The sequence below is a fragment of the Isoptericola sp. b515 genome (assembly GCF_030588125.1).
Classification (GTDB): domain Bacteria; phylum Actinomycetota; class Actinomycetes; order Actinomycetales; family Cellulomonadaceae; genus Isoptericola; species Isoptericola sediminis.
The window spans coordinates 302,618-327,209 of the sequence record NZ_JAUQYR010000002.1; the positions used below are offsets into that span (position 1 = coordinate 302,618).

Sequence of the window (24,592 nt, forward strand, 5' to 3'; positions counted from 1 at the left end):
GACGGACTAGGCTGTCGGACGTGGGAGTCTTCGGCATCAACGGGGGCGAGCTCGTCGTCATCATCGTGCTGGCGCTGGTGCTCGTCGGCCCCGAGCGTCTGCCGCGTTACGCCGCGCAGCTCGGGCGGCTGGTCCGTCAGGGCAAGGCGATGCTGCAGGACGCCAAGACCCGGGTGGACGACGAGCTGGGCGACGAGTTCCGCGACGTCGACTGGCAGAAGCTCGACCCGCGTCAGTACGACCCCCGACGCATCGTCAAGGAAGCCCTGCTCGACGACCCCCCGGCCCGACCCGCGCAGCGGGCGTCCGCACGGGCCGGTGCGGCGGCAGGGGCCGCGGCCGGAGCGACGGCGACGGCAGGAGGTCTGGGCGTGGCCGGCAACACCGCCGTGCCCATGGCGTCGGCCGGCCCGCCCACGCCCGCACGGCCCCCGGGCGACGCGCCCCTCGACGGGCCCGCACCCTTCGACGACGAGGCCACGTGACGGTCTCGCCCCGCGCGTCCCACGACCTCGACCTCCCGGGTGATTCAGGCCCACCCGTCAGACCTGCCAGAATGAAGACCATGTCCGCATCCCCCTCCGCACCGGGCGCACCGTCCGGCACCCGCCCGCGCATCCTGTCCGGCATGCAGCCGACCGACACCTCGCTGCACCTGGGCAACTACCTGGGTGCGCTCACGCAGTGGGTGGCCCTGCAGGACGACTACCAGGCGCTGTACTGCGTGGTCGACCTGCACGCACTGACCGTCAACCCGGAGCCGGCGGCGCTGCGCGAGCGGACCCGGGCCACGGCCGCGCAGTACCTGGCGGGCGGCGTCGACCCGGCCCGCTCGGCCCTGTTCGTGCAGTCCCACGTGCCGGAGCACACCGAGGTCGCCTGGTTGCTGAGCTGCCAGACGGGGTTCGGCGAGGCCAGCCGCATGACGCAGTTCAAGGACAAGTCGGCGCGCCAGGGCACCGACGGCACCACCGTCGGGCTGTTCACCTACCCCGTGCTGATGGCGGCGGACATCCTGGTCTACGACGCCGCCCTGGTGCCGGTCGGCGAGGACCAGCGTCAGCACCTCGAGCTGACCCGGAACCTCGCCGAGCGGCTCAACGCCCGGTTCGGCGCAGGGACCGCCGTCGTGCCCGAGGCCCACATCGTCACGGCCACCGCCAAGATCCAGGACCTGCAGAACCCCACCGCGAAGATGTCGAAGTCGAACGCGGGGGGCAAGGGCGTGATCTGGCTGCTGGAGAACCCGAAGAAGGCCGCGAAGGCCATCAAGTCGGCGGTCACCGACGCCGACGACTCCTACGCCGTCTACTTCGACCGGGAGAAGAAGCCCGGGATCTCCAATCTGTTGTCGATCTACTCGGCCGTGACCGGCCGGGAGGTGGACGACATCGCCGCGGAGTACGACGGGCGCGGGTACGGGTACCTCAAGGTCGACCTCGCCGACGCCGTCGTGGCCTTCCTCGAGCCGTTCCAGGAGCGCGCGAACACCTACCTGTCGGACCCGGCGGAGCTCGACAAGGTGCTCGACGACGGCGCGGCCCGGGCCCGTGAGATCGCCGGCGGGGTGAAGGACCGGCTCTTCGACCGCTTCGGGCTGCTGCCGCGGGGCGTCCGGTGAGGATCCCTCCCCGGGGCCCCGGCCAGGTGCGGATCGGCATCGCCATCGCGGTGCCCGAGCCGTACGCCTCGCAGCTGCAGGACGCCCGGTCGCGGTTCGAGGACCCCTTGGCCCAGGCGATCCCGCCGCACATCACCGTCGTCGGGCCGACCGTCGTGGACCGTGCCGACATGCCCACCGTCGGCGAGCACCTGCGGAAGGTCGCCGACGAGATGCCCCCCTTCCGGGTGCACCTGCGGGGTACCGGCACGTTCCGGCCGGTGTCCCCGGTCGTGTTCATGACGCTGGCCGAGGGCATCGCCGAGTGCGAGCTGCTCGAGCAGCAGACCCGGTCCGGGGTGCTCGCCCAGGAGCTCCGGTTCAACTACCACCCGCACGTCACGATCGCCCACGAGGTGCCCGAACCCGCGCTCGACCGCGCCTTCGACGAGATGGCCGGCTACGAGGCCGTCTTCGAGGTCACGGAGATCTGGCAGTACGAGCACGGGGACGACGGCGTCTGGCGTCCCCAGCGTCCGTTCACGCTGCGCGGACGGAAGCAGATGCTCCGGCCGTCCTGACCGCGGTCGCCGCCGCGCCGACGGCGAGGCCCCACCGCCGACGGGACCGGCGGCTAGGGTCGAGGACGTGTCCGAACGTCTCGATCGGTGGAAGGACCGGGCGACCCGCCTGGTCGGCTGGGTCAAGGACCGGCGTGAGGTCCGCGCGCTGCAGTGGTACATGGCCCGGCGCGGCAACCTGCTGTCGGGCGGGATCGCCTACACGGCGCTGTTCGCCCTCGGTGCGGGTCTGACGATCGGATACTCGGTGTTCTCGAGGACCCTGGGCGGCGACCCCGAGCTCAGGGACGCGGTGATCGACGAGATCGAGCTGTGGCTGCCCGGGCTGATCGGTGACGGCGAGAACCAGCTCGATCCCGCGGACCTGGTCGTCCAGGACCTCTGGAACGTGACCACGCTCGTCGCCGCCGTGGTGCTGCTGTGGACCGCCATCAGCTTCATGGGCGCGCTGCGCCACTCGATCCGCACCATGTTCGACGCGCCCGTCGTCGGGGTGAACCCCGTGCTGGCGAAGGTCTGGCAGCTCGCCGGGTTCGTCCTGCTCGGCTCCATGATCGTCGTGACGGCGGCCGCGAGCATCGTGACCACCCAGGTCGAGGACTGGCTCGGTGACTCGGGTGCCCTGGGCGCGCTGCTCTCCGCCGGGAGCCTGGCGGTCGCCCTGGTGCTGGACGCCGTCATCGTCTTCCTCATGGTGCGCGTCCTGAGCAGGGTCCGGCCGCGCCGGGCTCGGGACCTGGTCATCGGGTGCCTGGTGGCCGCGGCGGTCTCGGGGGCGCTGCGCTCCGCGGGGACCTCGCTGGTGACGTCGAGCGTGTCGAGCAACATCCTGCTCGGTTCCTTCGTCACCCTCGGCACGATCCTGCTGCTCGCGAACGTGCTGTCCCGCGTGCTGCTGATGATCTGCGCCTGGATGCACGACCCCCCGCGGATGGACGAGGTGGTCCGCGCCGAGGAGGAGGTCGAGGCGATGCGGCACGCCGAGGAGATCGAGCGCATGGCGCGGCAGGGCGCCGGTCACGGGAAGCCGTACAGCCCGGTGGTCCGCGGGGTGCGCCGCGCACGCTACACCCCCTGAACCGCTGAACGGACGGCGAAGCCCGGCACGACGACCGTCGTGCCGGGCTTCACCGCGTGAGGCAGGTGCTCAGAAGGCGCGGGTGATCATCGCCCGCTTGACCTCCTGGATCGCCTTGGTGACCTCGATGCCTCGCGGGCAGGCCTCGGTGCAGTTGAAGGTCGTGCGGCAGCGCCACACGCCCTCCTTGTCGTTGAGGACCTCCAGGCGCTGGGTGCCGCCCTGGTCGCGGGAGTCGAAGATGAACCGGTGGGCGTTCACGATCGCCGCCGGGCCGAAGTACTGGCCGTCGGTCCAGAACACGGGGCAGGACGACGTGCACGCCGCGCACAGGATGCACTTGGTGGTGTCGTCGAACCGGTCGCGGTCGGCCTGCGACTGGATGTTCTCCCGGCTCGGCTCGTTCCCCGAGGTGATGAGGAACGGCATGATCTCGCGGTAGGAGGCGAAGAACGGCTCCATGTCGACCACGAGGTCCTTGAGGACCGGCAGGCCCTTGATGGCCTCGACGGTGATCGGCTTGTCCGGGTTGATGTCCTTCAGCAGCGTCTTGCACGCCAGCCGGTTGCGGCCGTTGATCCGCATGGCGTCCGAGCCGCACACGCCGTGCGCGCAGGACCGGCGGAACGTCAGCGAGCCGTCGAGCTCCCACTTGATCTTGTGCAGGGCGTCCAGGACACGGTCGGTACCGTGCGCGGTGACCGTGTGCTCCTCCCAGTACGGCTCGGAGGCGACCTCCGGGTTGTACCGGCGGATCTTCAGCGTGACCTGGAAGGAGGAGACGGCACCCGCCCGCGACTCCGAGCCGGAGGTGTCGGTCGAGTTCTCGAGAACAGCAGTCATCAGTACTTCCGCTCCATCGGCTCGTAGCGCGTCATGGTGACGGGCTTGGACCCGAGGACGACCTTGTAGTCCCCGAAGTCCTCGACGTGGTCGAAGTAGCCCGCGACATGCCCGTCGGCGGCGTCGGGGGCCGACGTCGGACGGCGGTACGCCATCGTGTGCAGCATGTAGTTGTCGTCGTCCCGGTCCGGGAAGTCCTCGCGGTAGTGACCGCCCCGGGACTCGCGCCGGTTGAGCGCCGCGACGACGGTGACCTCGGCGATGTCGAGCAGGAAGCCCAGCTCGATCGCCTCCAGGAGGTCGGTGTTGAACAGCGAGCCCTTGTCCTGGACCGACACGTTGCGGTACCGCTTCTGCAGCTCGCGGATCTCGGCGGCGGCCTTGTTCAGCGACTCGTCGGTGCGGAAGACCTGGGCGTTGGCGTCCATCGTCTCCTGCAGCGCCTGGCGCACGTCGGCGACGCGCTCGCCGTCGGGGCGGTCGCGCATCTCGGAGAGCTGCGCCTCGACCCGTGCCGTCGGCTCCTCGACGATCGGCAGGTGCTGCTCGACGGTCTGCGCGTAGGCGGCGGCCGACCGGCCGGCCCGCTTGCCGAAGACGTTGATGTCGAGCAGGGAGTTGGTGCCCAGACGGTTGGACCCGTGCACGGAGACGCAGGCGACCTCACCGGCGGCGTAGAGCCCCTTGACGACGTTGTGGCCGTCGCGCAGGACCTCGCCCTTGATGTTCGTCGGCACGCCACCCATCGCGTAGTGCGCGGTGGGGTAGACGGGCACCGGCTCGGTGTACGGCTCGATGCCGAGGTAGGTGCGGGCGAACTCGGTGATGTCCGGCAGCTTGGCGTCGATGTGCGCCGGCTCGAGGTGCGTCAGGTCCAGCAGGACGTAGTCCTTGTTCGGGCCGGCGCCGCGGCCCTCGCGGACCTCGTTCGCCATGGACCGCGCCACGATGTCGCGGGGCGCGAGGTCCTTGATGGTCGGGGCGTAGCGCTCCATGAACCGCTCGCCGTCCGCGTTGCGCAGGATGCCGCCCTCGCCGCGGGCCGCCTCGGACAGCAGGATGCCCAGGCCGGCCAGACCCGTGGGGTGGAACTGGAAGAACTCCATGTCCTCCAGCGGCAGGCCGCGGCGGTAGGCCAGCGCCATGCCGTCACCGGTCAGGGTGTGGGCGTTGGAGGTCGTCTTGAAGATCTTGCCCGCACCGCCGGTGGCGAACACGACCGCCTTGGTCTGGAAGACGTGCAGCTCGCCGGTGGCCAGGTCGTAGGCGACCACGCCGGTGGCGTTGACCTCGGCGCCGTCCTCGATCTGCTCGGTCGTCAGGTCGTGGTCGGTGAGCAGGTCCAGCACGTAGAACTCGTTGTAGAACTCGACGTCCTGCTTCACGCAGTTCTGGTACAGCGTCTGCAGGATCATGTGACCCGTGCGGTCCGCGGCGTAGCAGGCGCGACGCACGGCCGCCTCACCGTGGTTGCGCGTGTGCCCGCCGAAGCGGCGCTGGTCGATCCGGCCCTCCGGCGTGCGGTTGAACGGCAGTCCCATCCGCTCCAGGTCGAGCACGGCGTCGATGGCCTCCTTGGCCATCACCTCCGCGGCGTCCTGGTCGACGAGGTAGTCGCCGCCCTTGATCGTGTCGAAGGTGTGCCACTCCCAGTTGTCCTCCTCGACGTTCGCCAGGGCGGCGCACATGCCGCCCTGGGCGGCGCCGGTGTGGGAGCGCGTGGGGTACAGCTTGGAGATGACGGCGGTGCGGGCGCCCTTGGACGCCTCGAGCGCCGCGCGCATGCCGGCGCCACCTGCGCCGACGATGACGACGTCGTACTGGTGGGTCTGCATCGGTTCCGATGCCTCCTGCGGACGGTGGTGGTTCAGCGGGTGGGGTGGTGCGCGCGGCTCAGGCCGTGCAGAACGAGGCGAGCAGCTCCGCCGGGGCGTCCGGCGGGCACGGGTCGAAGGTGAAGATCACCAGCGTGCCGAGCACGACGGTGATGGTGAACGCCAGGTACAGCAGGCTCTTGAGCACGCCGCGGGTGACGTCCCGCTGGGCGTAGTCGTTGATGATCGTCCGGACGCCGTTGGTGCCGTGGATCATGGCCAGCCAGAGCATCAGCAGGTCCCAGATCTGCCAGAAGGGGCTCGACCACTTGCCGCCGACGAACGCGAAGTCGATGGCCTTGACGCCGTCGCCGACCATGAGGTTGACGAAGAGGTGCCCGAAGACCAGCACGACGAGGAGGACGCCGGAGGCCCGCATGAAGACCCACGAGTAGAGCTCGTAGTTGCCCCGGGTGGTCTTGCGACGCACGTACGGGGAGCGGGGCGTGGGGATGTCGGTCTGCGCAGTCATCATTCGGCTCCGAACACGTTCATCAGGTGGCGGGGCAGGAATCCGGCCATCGTCACGACGAGCAGGCCGAGCACGACCCAGAGCATGACTCGCTGGTAGCGGGCCCCCTCCGACCAGAAGTCGACGAGCGCGATGCGCAGGCCGTTGAACGCGTGGAAGACGATCGCGGCCACCAGGCCGGCCTCTCCCAGCCCCATGATCGGCGTCTGGTAGGTGCCGATGACGGCGTTGTACGCCTCGGGGGAGACGCGCACGAGCGACGTGTCGAGCACGTGCACGAGCAGGAAGAAGAAGATCGACACGCCGGTCACGCGGTGCGCGACCCAGGACCACATGCCTTCACGGCCGCGGTAGAGCGTGCCAGCGGGGGCAGTCGGCACGGTGGGGCCTCCATTGGCGGATGCTGGCGGGGTTACGTGAGGACACTGTAGTGACACCCGGTTGCGATCGGGTCACGGCCGCCGGAAAAATGGCGTCCGCGTGGTGGATCTGTGATCGATCCCACAGGGGTCACGTCGTCCCGACGCCCGGCGTCACTATGCTGCGAACATGCTTTCTGCTATTCCCGGGTTCCGTGCCGTCATCCCCGCCGGGGGGTCCGGGACCCGTCTGTGGCCGCTCTCGCGCGCGGGCGCCCCGAAGTTCCTGCACGACCTGACCGGTTCCGGGCGCAGCCTGCTGCAGGGCACCGCCGACCGGTTGACGCCGCTCACCGGTCCCGACGGCGTCGTCGTCGTCACGGGCACGGCGCACGCCGCCGCCGTGCGCGCCCAGCTCCCCGGCCTCGGCGAGGACCAGGTGCTGGCCGAGCCGTCGCCGCGCGACTCGATGGCGGCGATCGGGCTGGCCGCGGCCGTGCTGGAGCGACGCCACGGCGAGGTCGTCCTCGGGTCCTTCGCCGCGGACCAGGTCATCTCCGGCACCCGCGAGTTCGAGCGCTCGGTGCGCGAGGCGGTGGAGGCCGCCCGGGCGGGGTACGTCACGACGATCGGCATCGCCGCGTCCCGCCCCTCGACCGCGTTCGGCTACGTCCACGGGGCCGAGCCCCTCGGCCTCGAGGGGGCGCCGAGCGCCGTGCACGTCAGCGGGTTCACGGAGAAGCCCGACGCCGAGACGGCGCGCACCTACCTGGCCTCGGGGGAGTACCGCTGGAACGCCGGGATCTTCGTCGCGAGCACGGACGTGCTGCTCGGTCACCTGGCCGCGCAGCGCCCGGCGCTGCACGACGGGCTGCGCCGGATCGCCGCGGCGTGGGACACGCCGGACCGTGACCGGGTGCTGGCCGAGACCTGGCCGGGGCTGGAGCGGATCGCCATCGACCACGCCGTCGCCGAGCCGGTCGCCGCGGACGGCGGCGTCGCCATGGTCCCGGGCCCGTTCGGCTGGGACGACGTCGGTGACTTCAACTCCCTGGCGGCGCTGCTGCCGGCCGACGACGACGCGGGGTCGAAGGTGCTCGGCGAGAGCGCCGACGTCGTCCGGGTCCAGAGCGCCGGGTCGGTCGTCGTCCCGGCGAGCGGCCGGACCGTGACGTTGCTGGGCATCGACGACGTGGTCGTCGTCGACACCCCCGACGCCGTCCTGGTGACCACGCGTGCCCGGGCCCAGCAGGTCCGGAGCATGGTCGACGCGGTTCGCGACCACGGACGGGAGGACCTGCTGTGAGCGGGGCGGCGCAGGCACGCCTCGACGAGGTCGTCGCCGCCCTGGAGGACGAGGTCGTGGCGGTGCGCCGTGACCTGCACGCCCACCCGGAGACGGCGCGCCAGGAGGTCCGGACGACGGCGGTGCTCGCCGAGCGGCTGCGGGCCGCCGGGCTGCAGCCCCGGCTGCTGGACGGGACCGGGCTGACGTGCGACGTCGGCCCGGACGTCCCGGGCCGTGGGCGCACGGCCCTGCGCGCGGACATCGACGCCCTGCCCCTGGACGACGTGTGCGGCTGCGACTTCGTCTCGACCGTGCCGGGGGTGGCGCACGCGTGCGGCCACGACGTCCACGCGGCGGTCGTCCTCGGCGCCGGTCTCGCCCTGGCGCGGCTCGCCGAGGAAGGCCTCCTGGAGACCGGGGTGCGCCTGATCTTCCAGCCGGCCGAGGAGATCATGCCCGGCGGTGCCCACGACGTCCTGGCCCAGGGGGTCCTGGACGGTGTGGAGCGGATCGTCGCGGTGCACACCGAGCCGAAGCTCGACGTCGGGCGGCTCGGGACGCGGATCGGCCCGATCACCTCCGCCTCCGACCTCGTCACCGTGACGCTCTCCTCGAGCGGCGGGCACACCTCCCGGCCGCACCTGACCGGTGACGTCGTCTACGCCCTGGGCCAGGTCATCACCCAGGTGCCGGCGGTGCTCGGGCGACGGCTGGACCCGCGTTCGGGCGTCAACCTCACCTGGGGCGCCGTCGAGGCGGGCAACGCCCACAACGCCATCCCGGCCACGGGGGTGGCCAAGGGCACCCTGCGGTGCCTGGACGTGCGGGCGTGGGAGCGGGCCGGCCAGGTCCTGCTCGACGCCGTCGAGCAGGTGGTGGCCCCGTACGACGTCGAGGTCAGCGTCTACCACCTGCGCGGCGTCCCGCCGGTCGACAACGACGCCGAGGTCACGGCCGCCCTCGAGGCGGCGGGTGCCGCGGTGCTCGGCGAGGACGGTGTGGTGCTCACCGAGCAGTCCCTGGGCGGGGAGGACTTCGCCTGGTACCTGACCAAGGTGCCCGGGGCGATGGCACGGCTCGGCACCGCGACCCCGGGGCAGCGCCGGTACGACATCCACCAGGGCGACCTGGTCGTCGACGAGCGTGCCATCGCGATCGGTGCGCGGGTCCTGGCGAGGGTCGCGCTCGGGTGATCCCGACCGGCTGTGACGTACGTCATTCCGCCGTCGTTCCCATTCGATAACGACTCGGACACGGGTTGGGCTCGTGGTCCTGCGGGCCCGCACGCATGGTTAGGCTGTCATCTCTGATCGTGAGACGGGGACGATCCCGGGCTCACCCACCACCCTCATCGACAGGAGCGACAGGTGAAGAGTGCGATCAAGTTCACCGCCCTCGCCGGCGCGGCCGCGCTGACCCTCGCGGCGTGCGGAGCGGCCCCGGAGGACACGGCCGACGAGAGCACGGAGACGGGGGCCGAGACCGAGGCCGTCGACTTCTCCCCGTGCATCGTCTCCGACCAGGGCGGCTTCGACGACAAGAGCTTCAACCAGCTCAGCTTCGAAGGCGCCCAGCAGGCGGCCGAGGAGCTCGGCGCCGAGCTGACGGACGTGCAGTCGCAGTCCGAGACCGACTTCCAGCCGAACCTGCAGTCGCTGGTCGACCAGGGCTGCGACGCCATCGTGTCGGTGGGCTTCGCCCTCTCGGCCGACACGGTCGAGTCGGCGAACGCCAACCCGGAGACCCACTACATCCTCGTCGACGACGCCGCGGACAACGACTTCGACGGCGAGACCGACGCGGACAACATCAAGCCGCTGCTGTACAACACGGCCGAGGCCGCGTTCCTGGCGGGCTACCTGTCGGCGGGCTACTCCGAGGCCGGCAAGGTCGGCACCTTCGGCGGCCAGCCGTTCCCGACCGTGACGATCTTCATGGACGGCTTCAAGCAGGGCGTCGAGCACTACAACGAGGTCAACGACGCGGACGTCGAGGTCATCGGCTACTCCGGTGGCGAGGACGGTGCCTTCACCGGCGGCTTCACCGCCAACGAGACGGCCAAGACCACGGCGAAGAACATCCTCGACCAGGGTGTCGACGTGATCCTCCCCGTCGGTGGCCCGATCTACCAGTCGGCCATCGCGGCGATCGAGGACTCCGGGCGCGACGTCGCGCTCGTGGGCGTCGACGCCGACTTCTACGAGACGGACCCGACCACCCAGGAGTACGTGCTGACCTCCATCCTCAAGCGGATGGACGTCTCCACCTACGAGGCCGTCCTCGCGGCGGGTCAGGGCGAGTTCGACCCGGAGACCTACGTCGGCACGCTGGAGAACGAGGGCGTCGGCCTGGCTCCGCTGCACGACTTCGAGGACAAGGTGGACCCGGAGCTCATGACCGAGGTCGACGAGCTGCGCCAGCAGATCATCGACGGCGAGCTCGAGGTCACGTCGTACCTGGCCGAGTGACCGGCTGAGGACCGACTGCCGCGACGGCGGGACACGGTGGGTTCGCCCACCGCGTCCCGCCGTGCGGCGCGGCCTAGGCTGGCCGGCAGAAACGTAAGGAAAGGGCGGCTGACCGCGATGAGGCTCGAGCTGCGTGGGATCACCAAGCGCTTCGGCGCGCTGGTGGCGAACGACCACATCGACCTGGTGGTCGAACCGGGGGAGATCCACTGCCTCCTCGGCGAGAACGGCGCTGGCAAGTCCACGCTGATGAACGTCCTGTACGGGCTCTACGACGCCGACGAGGGCGAGATCCTCCTGGACGGCGAGGTCCAGAACTTCCAGGGCCCCGGCGACGCGATGGGCGCCGGGATCGGCATGGTGCACCAGCACTTCATGCTCGTGCCGGTGTTCTCCGTGGCCGAGAACGTCATGCTCGGCCACGAGACGACGTCGGGCCCGGGCATCCTCGACCTGGCGGCGGCGCGCGAGACCGTCCGCAGCACCGCCGACCGCTTCGGGTTCCACGTGGACCCGGACGCGCTCGTGGAGGACCTGCCCGTCGGTGTCCAGCAGCGCGTGGAGATCATCAAGGCGCTCAGCCGTGACGCCCAGGTGCTCGTCTTCGACGAGCCGACCGCGGTGCTCACACCGCAGGAGACCGACGAGCTGATGGCGATCATGCGTCAGCTCAAGGACGAGGGCAAGGCCATCGTCTTCATCACCCACAAGCTGCGCGAGGTGCGCGAGGTCGCCGACCGCATCACCGTCGTCCGGCACGGCAAGGTCGTCGGCGAGGCCGAGCCGACCGCGTCGGACAACGAGCTCGCCTCGTTGATGGTCGGCCGAGCGGTCCAGCTCACCGTCGACAAGGAGCCCCCGCGGCACGGCGAGAACGAGCTCGCCGTGGAGCACCTCGTGGTCGCGCGCCCGGACGGCCAGGTCGTCGTCGACGACGTCAGCTTCACCGTCCACGGCGGCGAGATCCTCGTGGTCGCGGGCGTGCAGGGCAACGGGCAGACGGAGCTCACCGAGGCGCTCATCGGCCTGTACCCGGACTTCGAGGGGTCGATCCGCCTCGACGGCGAGGAGCTCAAGGGCCGCAGCGTCCGCAAGGTCCTCGACGCGGGAGTCGGCTTCGTGCCCGAGGACCGCAGCACCAGCGGCCTGGTCGGCGAGTTCACCATCGCCGAGAACCTCATCCTCGACCGGACCGACGGCGCACCGTTCGTGCGGGCGGGGTCGCTGCAGCTCGGCCTGCGCGACGAGTTCGCGCGCGAGAAGGTCGACGAGTTCGACGTCCGGACGACGGGTATCGACCTGCCGGTCGGTCGCCTGTCCGGCGGCAACCAGCAGAAGGTCGTCCTCGCGCGGGAGATGTCCCGCGAGCTGCGGCTGCTCGTGGCGGCCCAGCCGACCCGCGGCGTCGACGTCGGCTCCATCGAGTTCATCCACAAGCGCATCGTCGAGACCCGTGACCAGGGGATCCCGGTCGTCGTGGTCTCGACGGAGCTCGACGAGGCGGTGGCCCTCGCCGACCGGATCATGGTCATGTACCGCGGTCGCGTCGTCGGCATCGTGCCCGCCGACACCCCGCGCGACGTGCTCGGCCTCATGATGGCCGGCGTCGCGCCCGAGAGCGAAGGAGACGCCGCGTGAGCGAGACTCCGGACCGGCACTCCGCCGACTCCTCCGACAACCGGCTCGCGGCCGACATGGAAAAGGTCGACCCCGCGGCCGACCCGGGCCTCGCCGAGGCGCTGGAGCAGGACCGCGCCCGCGAGGCCGAGCTCGCCGAGGAGGACGGTCGCTGGCAGGACGCCTTCCACCGGATCATCTCCGGTGGCTGGGCCGTGTCGCTCGGCGCGATCCTGCTCGCCGTCCTCGCCGGGTCGCTGATGATCATCGTCACCGACGAGGCCGTCCAGCAGGCGTCCGGCTACTTCTTCTCCCGGCCCTCCGACACGTTCGCGGCGGTCGGAGAGGCCGTCGGGGGCGCCTACTCGGCCCTCTTCCAAGGGGCCGTGTACAACTTCCAGGCCGAGACGTTCGCCGGAGCCATCCGGCCGCTGACGCAGACGCTGACCAACGCGACGCCGTTGATCGCCGCCGGTCTCGGCGTGGCGATCGCCTTCCGCGCGGGCCTGCTCAACATCGGTGGTCAGGGCCAGATGCTCATGTCCGCTGCTGCGGCCGGCTGGGTCGGCTTCGGCGTCACCGGACTGCCGTTCCCTCTCCACCTGATCCTCGCCCTGGTCGCGGGCATCCTCGCCGGCGCCCTGTGGGCCGGTATCGCGGGTCTGCTCAAGGCACGCACCGGGGCCCACGAGGTCATCGTGACGATCATGCTCAACTACGTCGCGTTCTACCTGCTGTCGTACTTCCTGGCGACGCCCGGGCTGATGCAGGCCCCGGGGTCGGCGAACCCGAAGACCCCGCCGACGCCCGAGTCCGCACAGCTGCCCCCGCTCCTCGGTGAGCGGTACAACCTGCACTGGGGCTTCATCCTGGCGCTGATCGCCGTCGCCGTCGTGTGGTGGATCCTCAACCGCTCGGCCATCGGCTTCTCCTACCGGGCCGTGGGGCAGAACCCGCGTGCTGCGCGGGTCGCCGGCATCGACGTCTCGCGGTCCACCGTCTCGGTGATGCTCGTCGCCGGTGCGCTGGTCGGTCTGGCCGGTGTCACCCAGGTCCTCGGGACCGTGACCACCGGGTTCGGTGCGGACATCGACGCCGGGATCGGCTTCGACGCCATCACCGTGGCCCTGCTGGGCAACTCGAACCCGATCGGCGTGCTCGGTGCGGGCATCCTCTTCGGCGGCTTCAAGGCGGGTGGTTCCGCGATGCAGGCCGCCGAGGGCATCCCCATCGAGATCGTGCTCGTCGTGCAGTCCCTCATCGTGCTGTTCATCGCGGCGCCGCCGCTGGTGCGCGCGATCTTCCGGCTCCCGCAGCCGGGCAGCAAGCCGAAGAAGAAGCGGTCGCAGGCCGCGCGGAAGGAGGTGGCGGCATGACCGCCCCGACCGTGGACGGCGCCACCACGGGTGCGCCGGACGCGCCCCGCACCGTCAGCACCATCTCGTGGAAGACGCCGATCGCCCTGGCCGTCGTGCTGGCGCTGTACGCCCTGCTGATGCTGCTCGCCCCGCGCGAGGGCAGCGCACGCTTCGCCCTGTCCACCCCGACGGACTTCTTCCAGATCCCGGTGTACGTGATCCCGGGCATGGGCACCGCCTGGGTGTGCGCCGCCGTCGCCGCGGCGCTGCTCGTCGTCTCGGTCCTGGCGACCCGTGACGGTCGCCGGACGCCGCTGTGGGTGACCAGCGTGTACGCCGCCGCCCTGCTCTTCGGCTTCCTCGCCTGGGCCGCCGCGGGCAGCCCGCGCGACCTGTCCGTCGTCGGGCTCCTCGGTGGCGCCGTCGCGCTGTCCGTGCCGCTGGTGTACGGCTCGTTGAGCGGTGTCATCGGTGAGCGGTCGGGCACGATCAACATCGCCATCGAGAGCCAGCTCCTGGCCGGTGCGTTCACCGCGGCGGTCGTGGGGTCGCTGACCAACAGCCCGTGGGCCGGGCTGGTGGCGGCCATGATCGCCGCCGCGCTGGTCGGCCTCGTCCTGGCGGTCTTCACGATCACCTACCGGGTGAACCAGATCATCGTCGGTGTGGTCCTCAACGTGCTGGTGATCGGCCTGACGAGCTTCTTCTACTCGCTGGTCCTGGTCCCCAACACCCAGACGCTGAACTCCACGACCCGGTTCGAGCGCCTGCCGATCCCGTTCCTCGAGCGGATCCCCGTCATCGGCCCGGTGCTGTTCGACCAGACGATCGTCGTGTACCTGATGCCCGTCGTCGTCTTCCTCGTCTGGTACGGCCTGTTCCGCACCCGGTGGGGGCTGCGGCTGCGTGCCGTGGGCGAGCACCCGCGCGCCGCGGACACCGTCGGCATCGAGGTGCTGCGCACCCGGTACCGCGCGCTGCTGATCGCCGGTGCCGTGGGCGGCATGGGCGGTGCGTTCTACACGGTGGTCTCCATCAACCAGTTCAACCGCGAGATGACCGCGGGCGCGGGCTTCATCGCCCTGGCCGCGATGATCTTCGGCAAGTGGAACCCCGTCCGGGCGGCCCTGGCCGGCCTGCTCTTCGGGTTCGCCACGAACCTGCAGAACGTGCTCTCGGTCGTCGGGTCGCCGGTGCCGAGCCAGTTCATGCTGATGCTGCCGTACATCGTGACGCTGTTCGCCGTCGCCGGGCTCGTCGGCCGGTCGCGGCCACCAGCAGCGCTGGCCAGGCCGTACACGAAGGAGTAGCGCCGTGACGTCCTCGATCGACTGGGACGCCCTGCGGTCGGCCGCCACGGACGTGACCCGCCACGCCTACGTGCCGTACTCCGGGTACGCCGTCGGCGCGGCGGCGTACGCGGACGACGGCCGGCTGCTGGTGGGCTGCAACGTCGAGAACGCCGCCTACGGCGTCACGCTGTGCGCCGAGTGCTCCCTCGTCTCGGCCCTGGTGACCGGTGGTGGCGGGCGGCTGACCGCCTTCACGTGCGTCGACGCCCGCGGCCGCGTCATCACCCCCTGCGGCCGTTGCCGCCAGCTGCTGTGGGAGCACGGCGGTGCCGACCTGATCGTCGAGACGCCTCTCGGCGTCGTACCCATGTCCGACCTGCTGCCGCAGGCGTTCGGACCGGAGGACCTGGAACGATGAGCGAACCGTTCGACGCCGTCGACGTCATCCGCACCAAGCGGGACCGACACCACCTGTCGGACGCCCAGATCGACTGGGTGATCGACGCCTACACGCGGGGTGTCGTCGCCGAGGAGCAGATGTCCGCCCTCGCGATGGCGATCCTGCTCAACGGGATGAGCCGGGGCGAGATCTCCCGCTGGACGCAGGCGATGATCGCCTCCGGCGAGCGGATGGACTTCTCCTCGCTGACGCGACCGACGGCCGACAAGCACTCGACCGGTGGCGTGGGGGACAAGATCACCCTGCCGCTGGCCCCGCTGGTCGCGGCGTTCGGTGTGGCCGTCCCGCAGCTCTCGGGCCGCGGTCTCGGCCACACCGGCGGCACGCTCGACAAGCTCGAGTCGATCCCCGGGTGGCGCGCCGCGTTGAGCAACGAGGACATGCTCGCCCAGCTCGACGACGTGGGCGCCGTCATCTGCGCCGCGGGTGCGGGACTCGCCCCGGCGGACAAGAAGCTCTACGCGCTGCGGGACGTGACGAGCACCGTCGAGGCGGTGCCCCTCATCGCGAGCTCGATCATGTCCAAGAAGATCGCCGAGGGCACGGGCGCGCTCGTCCTGGACGTCAAGGTCGGCTCCGGCGCGTTCATGAAGGAGCTGGCCCAGGCGCGCGAGCTCGCCCGCACCATGGTCGAGCTGGGCACCGACGCCGGGGTCCGCACCGTCGCCCTGCTGACCGACATGTCGGTCCCGCTCGGGCGCACGGCCGGGAACGCGCTGGAGGTCCGGGAGTCGGTCGAGGTGCTCGACGGCGGCGGCCCGGACGACGTCGTCGACCTGACCGTGGCGCTGGCCGTCGAGATGCTCGCCGCGGCCGGTCGTCCCGCGGACGAGGACGACGTCCGCCGCGCCCTGAGCGACGGACGGGCCATGGACGTCTGGCGGCGCATGATCGCCGCGCAGGGCGGTGACCCGGACGCGCCGCTGCCGACGGCGACGCACCAGCACCAGGTCGTCGCCGACCGTGACGGCGTGGTCACCGAGCTCGACGCCTACGCCGTCGGCGTCGCGGCCTGGCGCCTCGGTGCGGGTCGCTCCCGCAAGGAGGACCCGGTGCAGGCCGGCGCCGGCGTCGAGATCCATGCGCGGCCGGGCGAGCAGGTGGTGGCCGGTCAGCCGGTCCTGACGCTGCACACGGACACGCCCGAGCGGTTCGAGCGTGCCCTGGACGCGCTCGACGGCGGGTGGTCGCTGGGCCCGGTCGGCACGGCCGTGTCGCGTCGTCCGATCGTCCTGGACCGTCTGCACTGAGCCACCTCGCGTCGAGGCGCTCGGCACGACACCATGGGGGCATGAGCACCACCCCGAACGACGCCTGGCGGGACGCGGGTCTGGAGACCCCCGACGACACCACGAGCCTGGTCGAGGAGGCCGGGGCGCCGCCTGCGCAGCCGCAGCACGAGGCCGAGGTCGAGGACTACCACCCGGGCTTCCCCCGGCCGGACCTGGAGGGGTCCGCCAACGAGGCGGACGTGGTCGAGCAGGACATCGAGGTGCCGTCCGACGATCCGGACGACCTCGGCGGCACCGCGTCCGCGTGAGTCCGCTCACGGCGCCGCGGAGGAGTCCTCCGCCGTGCCGTGGGCGCAGGTAGGTTGGGGGCCATGACGCAAGCCCTTCTCGACGCCATCGGCGATCTGCCCAAGGTCCTGCTGCACGACCACCTCGACGGCGGGCTGCGGCCGCAGACGGTGCTCGAGCTCGCGGACGCGGTGGGGCACGAGCTGCCCGCGAACGACGCCGACGCGCTCGCCACCTGGTTCCGCGACGCCGCCGACTCCGGGTCGCTGCCGCGCTACCTCGAGACCTTCGACCACACGATCGCGGTCATGCAGACGCCGGAGGCGCTGGCCCGGGCGGCACGCGAGGCCGTGCTGGACCTCGCCGCGGACGGCGTGGTCTACGCCGAGCAGCGCTGGGCGCCCGAGCAGCACCTGCAGCGGGGGATGTCCCTGCCCGACACCGTGGAGGCCGTGCAGCACGGCATCGACGAGGGTGTGCGCGAGGCGGCCGAGCAGGGCCGGACGATCCGGGTCGGCCAGCTCGTCACCGCGATGCGCCACACCGACCGCTGGGTCGAGATCGCCGAGCTCGCCGTCGCCTACCGCGACGCAGGGGTCGTCGGCTTCGACATCGCCGGGCCCGAGGACGGTTTCGCCCCGGACCGGCACGCCGAGGTGTGGCGCTTCCTGGCGGAGCAGAACTTCCCGACCACGATCCACGCGGGTGAGGCCGCCGGCCTGGAGTCGATCTCCCAGGCGGTGCACCTGGGCCAGGCCGACCGGCTCGGGCACGGCGTGCGGATCATGGAGGACATCGTCTTCTCGGAGCACGACCGGTCCGCCACGCTCGGCCGGCTCGCGCACTGGGTCCGCGACCACCAGATCGCCCTGGAGGTGTGCCCGGTCTCCAACCTGCAGACCGCCGCCGCGCCCGGTGTCACCACGGTCGCCGACCACCCCATCACCCGCCTGAAGGAGCTCGACTTCGCCGTCACGCTCAACACGGACAACCGGCTGATGTCGCGGACGTCGATGTCGCACGAGATGCGGCTGCTCGTCTCGGAGGCGGGCTGGACGATCGACGACCTCGCCGACGTCACCATGACGGCCGCGTGGAGCGCCTTCATCCACCACGACGAGCGGCGCGCGCTCGTCGACGACCTGATCCTGCCCGGCTACCAGAAGATCGAGGGGGCTCTGCGATGAGCACCGAACCCATGACCGACCCGACCGTCCCGACCGACCGTGCCGCGCTGGCCCGCTACGTCGACCACACGCTGCTGAAGCCCGAGGCGACGGCCGCCGACGTCTCCGCGCTGGTCACCGAGGGTGCCGCGCTCGGGGTCTTCTCCGTCTGCGTCTCACCCACCTTCGTCTCGCACGCGGTCGAGTCCGCCGGGGGCCGGCTCGCCGTCGCCACGGTGTGCGGGTTCCCCTCGGGCAAGCACGCCTCGGAGATCAAGGCCGCCGAGGCCGCGCGCTCGGTGCTGGACGGTGCCGACGAGGTCGACATGGTCATCGACATCGGTGCGGCCAAGGCCGGCGGCTTCGACCTCGTCCAGGAGGACATCGCCGCGGTCCGTGCCGCCGTGCCGTCGGACAAGATCCTCAAGGTCATCATCGAGTCCGCCGCTCTCACGGACACCGAGATCGTCGCCGCCTGCCGCGCCGCCGAGGCGGCCGGGGCCGACTTCGTGAAGACCTCCACGGGCTTCCACCCGTCCGGCGGGGCCTCGGTGCACGCCGTCGAGCTGATGGCCGCCACGGTCGGCGGCCGCCTCGGGATCAAGGCGTCGGGCGGCGTGCGCACCCTGGACGACGCGCAGGCGATGATCGCCGCCGGCGCGACCCGGCTCGGACTCTCCGGCACCGGTGCGGTGCTCGCCGGGTTCGACGAGGGCGGTGCGGACGAGGCGCCCGCCGGGACCGACGGCTACTGATCCGGGGCCGCCCCCCGCTGACGGGTCCGCCGCCGGAGGTTAGGCTTGCCTACCATGACTGACACGACGGCGAGCCGCGGTGCTCCGCCCGCGGTCCGGCGCACGCCGAGGACCGCGACGGTCAGCGCCGTGCGCCGGCTGACCCCGCACATGGTCCGGGTGACCCTGTCCGGGGGCGACCTGCCCGACGTCGACCCGACCGGGTGCACCGACCGGTACGTCAAGCTCGTGCTGGGGCCGCCCCCCGTCGAGGGCGCGCGCCCGGTGGTGCGGGCCTACACCATCCGGGCTGTCCGGGGCGCCTCCTGGGACCTGGACGTCGTGGTGCACGGCGACGAGGGCCTCGGCGGGCCCTGGGCCGCCACGGTCCAGCCGGGGGACGAGGTCACGTTCCTCGGACCCGGCGGCGGTTATGCGCCCGACCCCGCTGCTCCCTGGCACCTGCTCGTCGGTGACGAGTCGGCGCTGCCCGCCGTGGCGGCGGCGCTCGAGGCGCTGCCGGAAGGTGTCCGGGCGCACGCCGTCGTCGAGGTGGCCGGTCCGCAGGACGAGCTGCCGGTCGACACGGCGGCGGACGTCACGCTGACCTGGGTGCACCGCGGGACCGCGACGCTGGAGGACACCGTCCGGGGCCTGCACGCGGCCGGCGAGCTGCCCGACGGCGTCCCGCACGCGTTCCTGCACGGGGAGGCCGGCAGCGTCCGCGAGCTGCGCCGGTGGGCCCGCACCGTGCTGGGGGTGCCGCGCGAGCTGCTGTCGGCGTCCGGCTACTGGCGACGTGGTCACGACGACGAGTCCTGGCGCGCCGTGAAGAAGGACTGGAAGTCCGCCGTGGAGCAGGACGACGCCGCCATCGCGGCCACCCCGTCCTGACCGGCCCCGAGGAGATCCCCTCCGTGACCACCCCCTCGTGACCGACGAGCGTGCTCGTTCGGTCCCTCATCTCATCGGATGAAGGACCGAACGAGCACGCTCGTCGGTGACGGTGACGGTGACGGTGACGGTGACGGTGACGGTGACGGTCGGCGGAGGGCGAGTGGCGTCAGAAGCCCAGCGCCGCGTTCATCTCCTTGGCGAGGGAGTTCAGCCGCTCCCGGGCCTCGACCCGGGCCGTGCCGACGTCGAGAGCCGTCGCGTCGACCCCGACGTCCGTGACGACCTCGAGGTAGCACTTCAGCTTCGGCTCCGTGCCCGACGGGCGCACCACGACCCGCGTGTCGTCCTCGGCCAGCAGCAGGACGCCGTCCGTCGGCGGGAGTCCTTCGTAGCCGTCCGCCAGGTCCGCGACGACCCGCACCGGTGACCCCCCGAGCTCGCGAGGCGGTTCGGCGCGGAGCCGTGACACGGCGGCGGGGATCTCGGACAGGTCGCTGAACCGGGCCGAGAGCTGGCCCGTGACGAACAGGCCGTGCGCGCGGGCCACGTCGTCGAGCGCGTCGATGAGCGTGCGGCCCGAGGCCTTGAGCCGTGCGGCCAGGGAGGCCACCACGACGGCGGCGCTGATCCCGTCCTTGTCCCGGACGTGCTCCGGGTCGACGCAGTAGCCGAGCGCCTCCTCGTAGCCGAACACCAGGCCGGGTGCGCGGGAGATCCACTTGAACCCCGTCAGGGTCGTCGTGTGGTCCACCCCGGCGTCGGCGGCGATCCGCGCCAGCGCACGGGAGGACACCACCGAGCTCGCGACCGTCGAACCGGGACGGCCGACCGACCGGGCCACCGCCTCGCTGCCGAGCAGGATGCCGACCTCGTCGCCGTGCAGCATCCGCCAGCCGCTCGACCGTGCGGTCTCCACGCCCTGGTGGGTGCCCTGGGTGATGTCCAGCACCGCGACCGCGCAGCGGTCCGCGTCCGGGTCGTTGGCGATCACCAGGTCGGCGCCGCAGTCGATCGCCAGCCCGAGCGCCAGGTCCATCGCCCCGGCCTCCTCGGGGTTCGGGAACGCGACCGACGGGAAGTCGGGGTTCGGCGCGACCTGCTCCTCGACGGGGATGACGCGCGTGAACCCGGCGTCGCCGAGGGCCCGTGCGAGCATCGGCCCGCCCACGCCGTGCAACGACGTCGTCACGATCGTCAGGTTCGCGGCCGCGTCCGGTGCGGCGGTGCGCAGCGGCGCCAGCGAGGCGAGGTACTCCTGGACGATCTCCCGCCCGAGCACCGTCCACCCGTCGTCGGCGCGGGGGACCTCGTCGGCCGGGCCCACGTCCGTGACGTGAGCCGCGATGCGTTCGTCGTGGGGCGAGACGAGCTGGGCGCCCTGTCCCTCGTCGGTGACGACACGACCCCCGAGGTAGACCTTGTAGCCGTTGTCGGCGGCGGGGTTGTGGCTTGCGGTGACCATCACGCCCGCGTCGGCGTCCAGGCGCCGGACGGCGTAGGCGAGGACCGGCGTGGGCAGCGCGGCCGGCAGGAGCAGGACCTCGACGCCGGCGGCGGTGAGGACCGCGGCGGTGTTCCGGGCGAAGGTCGCCGACCGGTGGCGGGCGTCGTAGCCGACCACGACGCGCGGACCGGCACCGGGGCCGAGCGTGTCGTGCAGGTAGGCGCCCAGCCCGGCCGCGGTACGCACCACGACGGCGCTGTTCATGCGGTTGGGGCCGGCCGCCATCGTGCCGCGCAGACCGGCCGTGCCGAACTCCAGGGTGCCGTCGAACCGGTCCCGCAGGTCCGCCAGCGCCGACGGGTGCCGGGTGCCGCCGTCGGCGGAGGCGTACCCGACCAGGCGGGTCAGCTCGTCGACGTCCGTGTCGTCGATGTCGTGTCGAATCCAGTGCTCGACGCGGACGAGCAGCTCGTCCAAGGACTCCGTCATCCTGGTCTTCCCCCTAGATCTCGCGGACGATGCGGGCCAGCAGGTCGCTGATCCGCGGGCCGGCGGCCTGTCCGGCCTCGAGCACCTCGGCGTGCGACAGCGGGTGCGGGCTGACACCGGCTGCGAGATTCGTCACCAACGAGATCCCCATCACCTCCATGCCGGCGTGCCGCGCCGCGATCGCCTCCAGCGTGGTGGACATCCCCACGAGGTCGGCGCCCAGCACGCCGGCCATCCGCACCTCGGCGGGCGTCTCGTAGTGCGGGCCGGGGAACTGGGCGTACACGCCCTCCGGCAGCTCCGGGTCGACGGTCCGCGCCAGGTCGCGCAGCCGCGCCGAGTACACCTCGGTGAGGTCGACGAAGGTGGCCCCCTCCAGCGGGGAGGTGGCGGTCAGGTTCAGGTGGTCCTTGATCAGCACGGGCTGCCCGGGGCGCCAGGCCATGTGCAGGCCGCCGCACCCGTTGGTCAGGACCGCCGTCGTGCAGCCGGTGGCCGCCGCGGTCCGCACGCCGTGCGCGACGCGCCGGACCCCACGGCCCTCGTACAGGTGGGTACGTCCGCCGATGACGAGCGCGTTGCGGGTGGAACCGTCCGGCCGCTCGACCCGGATCGAGCGGGTCGTGGCGACGTGCCCGTCCACCGAGGGCCGCGCGAACCCGGGGATCTCGTGGGTGGGGAACTCGGCCACGACGTCGCCGACCAGCTCGGCGGCGCCGCCCCAACCGGACCCGAGGACGAGCGCGACGTCGTGGCCGCTGACGCCCGTGACCTCGGCGATGTGGTCGGCTGCTGCGCGGGCGACGTCGAACGGGTCGGTGGCCGGATCGTCGAGATCCGGCGTCGTAGCAGGTGTGGTGCTCATGGACCCGAGGGTATCCCTGCGAACGGCGGTCCGCCGGTGCTGCCACAATGGCACCCGTGATGGCCGAGAAGACTGCCCCTGCCGGACCCAACCGCACCGTCGTCGTCATCGGCGGCGGCCCCGGAGGCTACGAGGCCGCGCTCGTGGCCCGACGTGCGGGAGCCGAGGTGACGGTGGTCGAGCGCCACGGGCTCGGCGGCGCGGCCGTGCTGACCGACGTCGTCCCCTCCAAGACGCTGATCGCCACCGCCGAGTGGCTCACGTTCGCCGAGTCCGCCCCCGAGCTCGGCATCCGCACCGGTGGGTCCCCGGTCGTCCCCGGGGACGACCAGGAGACCCGGCGGGCGCTGGTCGACCTGGAGGCCGTCAACGCCCGGGTGCTGGCCCTGGCGGCCGCCCAGTCGTCCGACATCCGGTCCCGTCTCGAGCGTGAGGGCGTCGTCGTGGTGGAGGGCTCCGGGCGTCTCGACGGCCCCAGCCGGGTGGTCGTGACCCCGTCCGCCGGCGGCGCCGAGCAGACCCTGGACGCCGACATCGTGCTGCTCGCCACCGGCGCCACGCCGCGCACGCTGCCGACGGCCGAGCCGGACGGCGAGCGCATCCTCACCTGGACCCAGCTGTACGACCTCGACGAGCTGCCCGAGCGGCTCATCGTCGTCGGGTCGGGCGTCACCGGCGCCGAGTTCGCCGGGGCGTACCAGGCGCTCGGGTCCGACGTCGTGCTCGTCTCCTCGCGCGACCGGGTGCTGCCCGGTGAGGACGAGGACGCCGCCGAGCTGCTCGAGGGCGTGTTCCGGTCCCGCGGCATGACCGTGATGTCGCGCTCGCGGGCCGCCGCCGCCGAGCGCACCGAGGACGGTGTCGCCGTCACGCTGGAGGACGGCCGCGTGGTCGAGGGCTCCCACGTCCTTATCGCCGTCGGCGGCGTGCCGAACACCGAGGGGCTCGGGCTGGCCGAGGCCGGCGTCGACGTGCGCCCGTCCGGTCACGTCGACGTCGACCGCGTCTCGCGCACCTCGGTGCGCGGCGTCTACGCCGCGGGCGACTGCACGGGGGTGCTGCCGCTGGCGTCCGTCGCGGCCATGCAGGGCCGGGTCGCGATGGCGCACGCTCTGGGCGACGCCGTCGCGCCGCTGCGTCTGGGCACGGTGGCCGCCAACATCTTCACCGCCCCGGAGATCGCCACGGTGGGCGAGTCCGAGGCCCGGCTGCGCGAGCGCGGGTCGCGCTACATCACCACGACGCTGCCGCTGGCGCGCAACCCGCGCGCGAAGATGCACGGGGTGCACGACGGCTTCGTCAAGCTGTTCGCCCACCCGGAGGCCGGGGTCGTGCTCGGCGGCGTCGTCGTGGCCCCCCGCGCCAGCGAGCTGATCTTCCCGATCACGCTGGCGGTCTCCCACCGGCTCACGATCGACGACGTCGCGGACGCGTTCACCGTCTACCCGTCGCTCACGGGCACGATCGGGGAGACCGCACGGGTCCTGCACGGCCAGCTGACGGACTGACCCGGGGCCGTCGGCGATGCGGAACCGCCCCCTTCGCCGTCGTCGGCAGGCGAACCGGCGACGGGAAGGGGGCGGCGTCGTGCGGGCCGGACCTCCCCGGCTCCTGATGCGGTGTCCGTGTCCCTACGCGTTCTTGCCGTGGCCGACAGGTGCTCCGAACGAGAACGACTCGTCGCCGAACGAGTAGAACGCCCCGCTCGTCTCGTCCTCGATGGAGATGTTGGTCCAGGTGCCGGCGGTCAGCGTGGAGGTCTGTCCGCCGGGGCACTCCAGGACGTCGGCGGCCGGGACGACCGCGAGGGTCACCGAGCCGACGATCTGCCCGTTCTTCCCCGCGGTGAACGTGTCGCTGCCGGAGACCTGCGTGGTGATCATGGTCTTCTTCGGGTCGGCCGGGTTGTTGCCCCCGCCGTTGATGCACTGGTACGTCGCCTCGAGATCGGCGTACGCGGTGATCGTCTCGACGGCGCCGCTCGGAAGACCTGCTTCCTTGAACGAGACCGTGAGGTCGAAGTCGCCGTCGACGGACGCCTCCATGAAGTTCCCGATGAAGTGCGGGTTGCCGTTGGGTGCGGCCAACGCCGGACTCGCGGTGATCAGCAAGGCTGCCCCTGCCGCTGCCAGGGCAGCGGCGACTCGCTGGGTGAACATGGTCGATTCCTCTCCAGGGAACCGCTGA

At 71.9% G+C, this 24,592-nt stretch carries 24 protein-coding genes; 17 read left to right on the forward strand and 7 right to left on the reverse strand.

Features of this window, described 5'->3' with window-relative positions; genetic code table 11:
* Window positions 1-20 precede the first annotated feature (20 nt).
* The 4 genes from Q6350_RS07040 (at window position 21) to Q6350_RS07055 (ending at window position 3,259) form a co-directional block, all read left to right on the forward strand.
* Complete coding sequence (locus Q6350_RS07040; RefSeq protein ID WP_304603475.1) at window positions 21-485, forward strand: twin-arginine translocase TatA/TatE family subunit; 465 nt, start codon at window positions 21-23, stop codon at window positions 483-485.
* A gap of 80 nt (window positions 486-565) precedes the next feature.
* Complete coding sequence (gene trpS, locus Q6350_RS07045) at window positions 566-1,621, forward strand: tryptophan--tRNA ligase (RefSeq protein ID WP_304607224.1); 1,056 nt, start codon at window positions 566-568, stop codon at window positions 1,619-1,621.
* Window positions 1,618-2,181 (forward strand): 2'-5' RNA ligase family protein, encoded by a 564-nt coding sequence (locus Q6350_RS07050; RefSeq protein WP_305065846.1) that lies wholly within the window; start codon window positions 1,618-1,620, stop codon window positions 2,179-2,181. Before trpS ends, Q6350_RS07050 begins: the two co-directional genes overlap by 4 nt.
* A gap of 67 nt (window positions 2,182-2,248) precedes the next feature.
* The gene (locus tag Q6350_RS07055; protein WP_305065847.1) at window positions 2,249-3,259 is read left to right on the forward strand and encodes a YihY/virulence factor BrkB family protein; all 1,011 of its coding nucleotides are present in this window, start codon (window positions 2,249-2,251) and stop codon (window positions 3,257-3,259) included.
* Between the two features lie 69 nt (window positions 3,260-3,328).
* On the opposite strand, the gene Q6350_RS07060 is transcribed toward Q6350_RS07055, so the two are convergent.
* From Q6350_RS07060 to sdhC, 4 genes are read right to left on the reverse strand one after another with little or no spacing between them, the layout of a single operon-like run.
* Entirely contained in the window at window positions 3,329-4,102 is a 774-nt protein-coding gene (locus Q6350_RS07060) for a succinate dehydrogenase iron-sulfur subunit (protein WP_305065848.1), read from the reverse strand.
* Window positions 4,102-5,937, reverse strand: coding sequence for a succinate dehydrogenase flavoprotein subunit (gene sdhA, locus Q6350_RS07065; protein WP_171247437.1), 1,836 nt, complete (start codon window positions 5,935-5,937; stop codon window positions 4,102-4,104). Before sdhA ends, Q6350_RS07060 begins: the two co-directional genes overlap by 1 nt.
* Before the next feature lie 58 nt (window positions 5,938-5,995).
* Window positions 5,996-6,448, reverse strand: a complete 453-nt coding sequence (locus Q6350_RS07070; RefSeq protein WP_305065849.1) for a succinate dehydrogenase hydrophobic membrane anchor subunit — start codon at window positions 6,446-6,448, stop codon at window positions 5,996-5,998.
* On the reverse strand, window positions 6,448-6,783 hold the full coding sequence (gene sdhC / locus Q6350_RS07075; RefSeq protein ID WP_216077620.1) for a succinate dehydrogenase, cytochrome b556 subunit: 336 nt from the start codon (window positions 6,781-6,783) through the stop codon (window positions 6,448-6,450). Before sdhC ends, Q6350_RS07070 begins: the two co-directional genes overlap by 1 nt.
* A gap of 214 nt (window positions 6,784-6,997) precedes the next feature.
* Here sdhC and Q6350_RS07080 point away from each other — a divergent pair, with 214 nt between their 5' ends.
* From Q6350_RS07080 to Q6350_RS07135, 12 genes are all read left to right on the forward strand, one after another.
* A complete protein-coding gene (locus tag Q6350_RS07080; RefSeq protein WP_304603478.1) occupies window positions 6,998-8,113 on the forward strand; it encodes a mannose-1-phosphate guanylyltransferase in 1,116 nt (371 codons plus the stop codon).
* A complete protein-coding gene (locus Q6350_RS07085) occupies window positions 8,110-9,288 on the forward strand; it encodes an amidohydrolase (RefSeq protein WP_304607226.1) in 1,179 nt (392 codons plus the stop codon). Before Q6350_RS07080 ends, Q6350_RS07085 begins: the two co-directional genes overlap by 4 nt.
* A 174-nt stretch (window positions 9,289-9,462) precedes the next feature.
* Entirely contained in the window at window positions 9,463-10,563 is a 1,101-nt protein-coding gene (locus Q6350_RS07090) for a BMP family protein (RefSeq protein WP_171247442.1), read from the forward strand.
* A 117-nt stretch (window positions 10,564-10,680) separates the two neighbouring features.
* The gene (locus tag Q6350_RS07095) at window positions 10,681-12,201 is read left to right on the forward strand and encodes an ABC transporter ATP-binding protein (RefSeq protein WP_304603480.1); all 1,521 of its coding nucleotides are present in this window, start codon (window positions 10,681-10,683) and stop codon (window positions 12,199-12,201) included.
* A gap of 56 nt (window positions 12,202-12,257) precedes the next feature.
* The gene (locus Q6350_RS07100; RefSeq protein ID WP_304607410.1) at window positions 12,258-13,556 is read left to right on the forward strand and encodes an ABC transporter permease; all 1,299 of its coding nucleotides are present in this window, start codon (window positions 12,258-12,260) and stop codon (window positions 13,554-13,556) included.
* Complete coding sequence (locus Q6350_RS07105; RefSeq protein ID WP_304603481.1) at window positions 13,553-14,848, forward strand: ABC transporter permease; 1,296 nt, start codon at window positions 13,553-13,555, stop codon at window positions 14,846-14,848. The genes Q6350_RS07100 and Q6350_RS07105 overlap by 4 nt, the downstream gene beginning before the upstream one ends.
* 4 nt (window positions 14,849-14,852) lie before the next feature.
* A complete protein-coding gene (locus Q6350_RS07110; protein WP_171247445.1) occupies window positions 14,853-15,248 on the forward strand; it encodes a cytidine deaminase in 396 nt (131 codons plus the stop codon).
* Window positions 15,245-16,540 (forward strand): thymidine phosphorylase, encoded by a 1,296-nt coding sequence (locus Q6350_RS07115; RefSeq protein ID WP_304603482.1) that lies wholly within the window; start codon window positions 15,245-15,247, stop codon window positions 16,538-16,540. Before Q6350_RS07110 ends, Q6350_RS07115 begins: the two co-directional genes overlap by 4 nt.
* Window positions 16,541-16,581: 41 nt before the next feature.
* Window positions 16,582-16,830 (forward strand): hypothetical protein, encoded by a 249-nt coding sequence (locus Q6350_RS07120; RefSeq protein WP_305065850.1) that lies wholly within the window; start codon window positions 16,582-16,584, stop codon window positions 16,828-16,830.
* A gap of 63 nt (window positions 16,831-16,893) precedes the next feature.
* Window positions 16,894-17,997 (forward strand): adenosine deaminase, encoded by a 1,104-nt coding sequence (locus tag Q6350_RS07125; protein WP_304603483.1) that lies wholly within the window; start codon window positions 16,894-16,896, stop codon window positions 17,995-17,997.
* On the forward strand, window positions 17,994-18,731 hold the full coding sequence (gene deoC, locus Q6350_RS07130; protein ID WP_246246644.1) for a deoxyribose-phosphate aldolase: 738 nt from the start codon (window positions 17,994-17,996) through the stop codon (window positions 18,729-18,731). The genes Q6350_RS07125 and deoC overlap by 4 nt, the downstream gene beginning before the upstream one ends.
* A 54-nt stretch (window positions 18,732-18,785) precedes the next feature.
* Window positions 18,786-19,604, forward strand: a complete 819-nt coding sequence (locus Q6350_RS07135) for a siderophore-interacting protein (RefSeq protein WP_305065851.1) — start codon at window positions 18,786-18,788, stop codon at window positions 19,602-19,604.
* A gap of 169 nt (window positions 19,605-19,773) precedes the next feature.
* Here the strand turns inward: Q6350_RS07135 and Q6350_RS07140 are convergent, their stop codons facing one another.
* Both Q6350_RS07140 and Q6350_RS07145 read right to left on the reverse strand, forming a co-directional pair.
* Window positions 19,774-21,540, reverse strand: a complete 1,767-nt coding sequence (locus Q6350_RS07140) for a phospho-sugar mutase (protein ID WP_171247450.1) — start codon at window positions 21,538-21,540, stop codon at window positions 19,774-19,776.
* 13 nt (window positions 21,541-21,553) lie between these two features.
* Window positions 21,554-22,405 (reverse strand): purine-nucleoside phosphorylase, encoded by an 852-nt coding sequence (locus Q6350_RS07145; RefSeq protein ID WP_171247451.1) that lies wholly within the window; start codon window positions 22,403-22,405, stop codon window positions 21,554-21,556.
* A 59-nt stretch (window positions 22,406-22,464) separates the two neighbouring features.
* On the opposite strand from Q6350_RS07145, the gene Q6350_RS07150 reads away from it, so the two are divergent.
* Window positions 22,465-23,913, forward strand: a complete 1,449-nt coding sequence (locus Q6350_RS07150; RefSeq protein WP_304603486.1) for an NAD(P)H-quinone dehydrogenase — start codon at window positions 22,465-22,467, stop codon at window positions 23,911-23,913.
* A gap of 123 nt (window positions 23,914-24,036) precedes the next feature.
* Here the strand turns inward: Q6350_RS07150 and Q6350_RS07155 are convergent, their stop codons facing one another.
* On the reverse strand, window positions 24,037-24,564 hold the full coding sequence (locus tag Q6350_RS07155) for a hypothetical protein (RefSeq protein WP_305065852.1): 528 nt from the start codon (window positions 24,562-24,564) through the stop codon (window positions 24,037-24,039).
* Window positions 24,565-24,592 lie beyond the last annotated feature (28 nt).

Bases quoted from the DNA above. Each gene is read 5' to 3' on its own strand.
- trpS (WP_304607224.1), top strand. From the start codon at position 566: ATGTCCGCATCCCCCTCCGCACCGGGCGCACCGTCCGGCACCCGCCCG.
- Q6350_RS07060 (WP_305065848.1), bottom strand. From the start codon at position 4,102: ATGACTGCTGTTCTCGAGAACTCGACCGACACCTCCGGCTCGGAGTCG.
- sdhA (WP_171247437.1), bottom strand. From the start codon at position 5,937: ATGCAGACCCACCAGTACGACGTCGTCATCGTCGGCGCAGGTGGCGCC.
- Q6350_RS07070 (WP_305065849.1), bottom strand. From the start codon at position 6,448: ATGACTGCGCAGACCGACATCCCCACGCCCCGCTCCCCGTACGTGCGT.
- sdhC (WP_216077620.1), bottom strand. From the start codon at position 6,783: ATGTGGTCCTGGGTCGCGCACCGCGTGACCGGCGTGTCGATCTTCTTC.
- Q6350_RS07080 (WP_304603478.1), top strand. From the start codon at position 6,998: ATGCTTTCTGCTATTCCCGGGTTCCGTGCCGTCATCCCCGCCGGGGGG.
- Q6350_RS07095 (WP_304603480.1), top strand. From the start codon at position 10,681: ATGAGGCTCGAGCTGCGTGGGATCACCAAGCGCTTCGGCGCGCTGGTG.
- Q6350_RS07100 (WP_304607410.1), top strand. From the start codon at position 12,258: ATGGAAAAGGTCGACCCCGCGGCCGACCCGGGCCTCGCCGAGGCGCTG.
- Q6350_RS07105 (WP_304603481.1), top strand. From the start codon at position 13,553: ATGACCGCCCCGACCGTGGACGGCGCCACCACGGGTGCGCCGGACGCG.
- Q6350_RS07115 (WP_304603482.1), top strand. From the start codon at position 15,245: ATGAGCGAACCGTTCGACGCCGTCGACGTCATCCGCACCAAGCGGGAC.
- Q6350_RS07120 (WP_305065850.1), top strand. From the start codon at position 16,582: ATGAGCACCACCCCGAACGACGCCTGGCGGGACGCGGGTCTGGAGACC.
- Q6350_RS07125 (WP_304603483.1), top strand. From the start codon at position 16,894: ATGACGCAAGCCCTTCTCGACGCCATCGGCGATCTGCCCAAGGTCCTG.
- deoC (WP_246246644.1), top strand. From the start codon at position 17,994: ATGAGCACCGAACCCATGACCGACCCGACCGTCCCGACCGACCGTGCC.
- Q6350_RS07135 (WP_305065851.1), top strand. From the start codon at position 18,786: ATGACTGACACGACGGCGAGCCGCGGTGCTCCGCCCGCGGTCCGGCGC.
- Q6350_RS07140 (WP_171247450.1), bottom strand. From the start codon at position 21,540: ATGACGGAGTCCTTGGACGAGCTGCTCGTCCGCGTCGAGCACTGGATT.
- Q6350_RS07145 (WP_171247451.1), bottom strand. From the start codon at position 22,405: ATGAGCACCACACCTGCTACGACGCCGGATCTCGACGATCCGGCCACC.
- Q6350_RS07150 (WP_304603486.1), top strand. From the start codon at position 22,465: ATGGCCGAGAAGACTGCCCCTGCCGGACCCAACCGCACCGTCGTCGTC.
- Q6350_RS07155 (WP_305065852.1), bottom strand. From the start codon at position 24,564: ATGTTCACCCAGCGAGTCGCCGCTGCCCTGGCAGCGGCAGGGGCAGCC.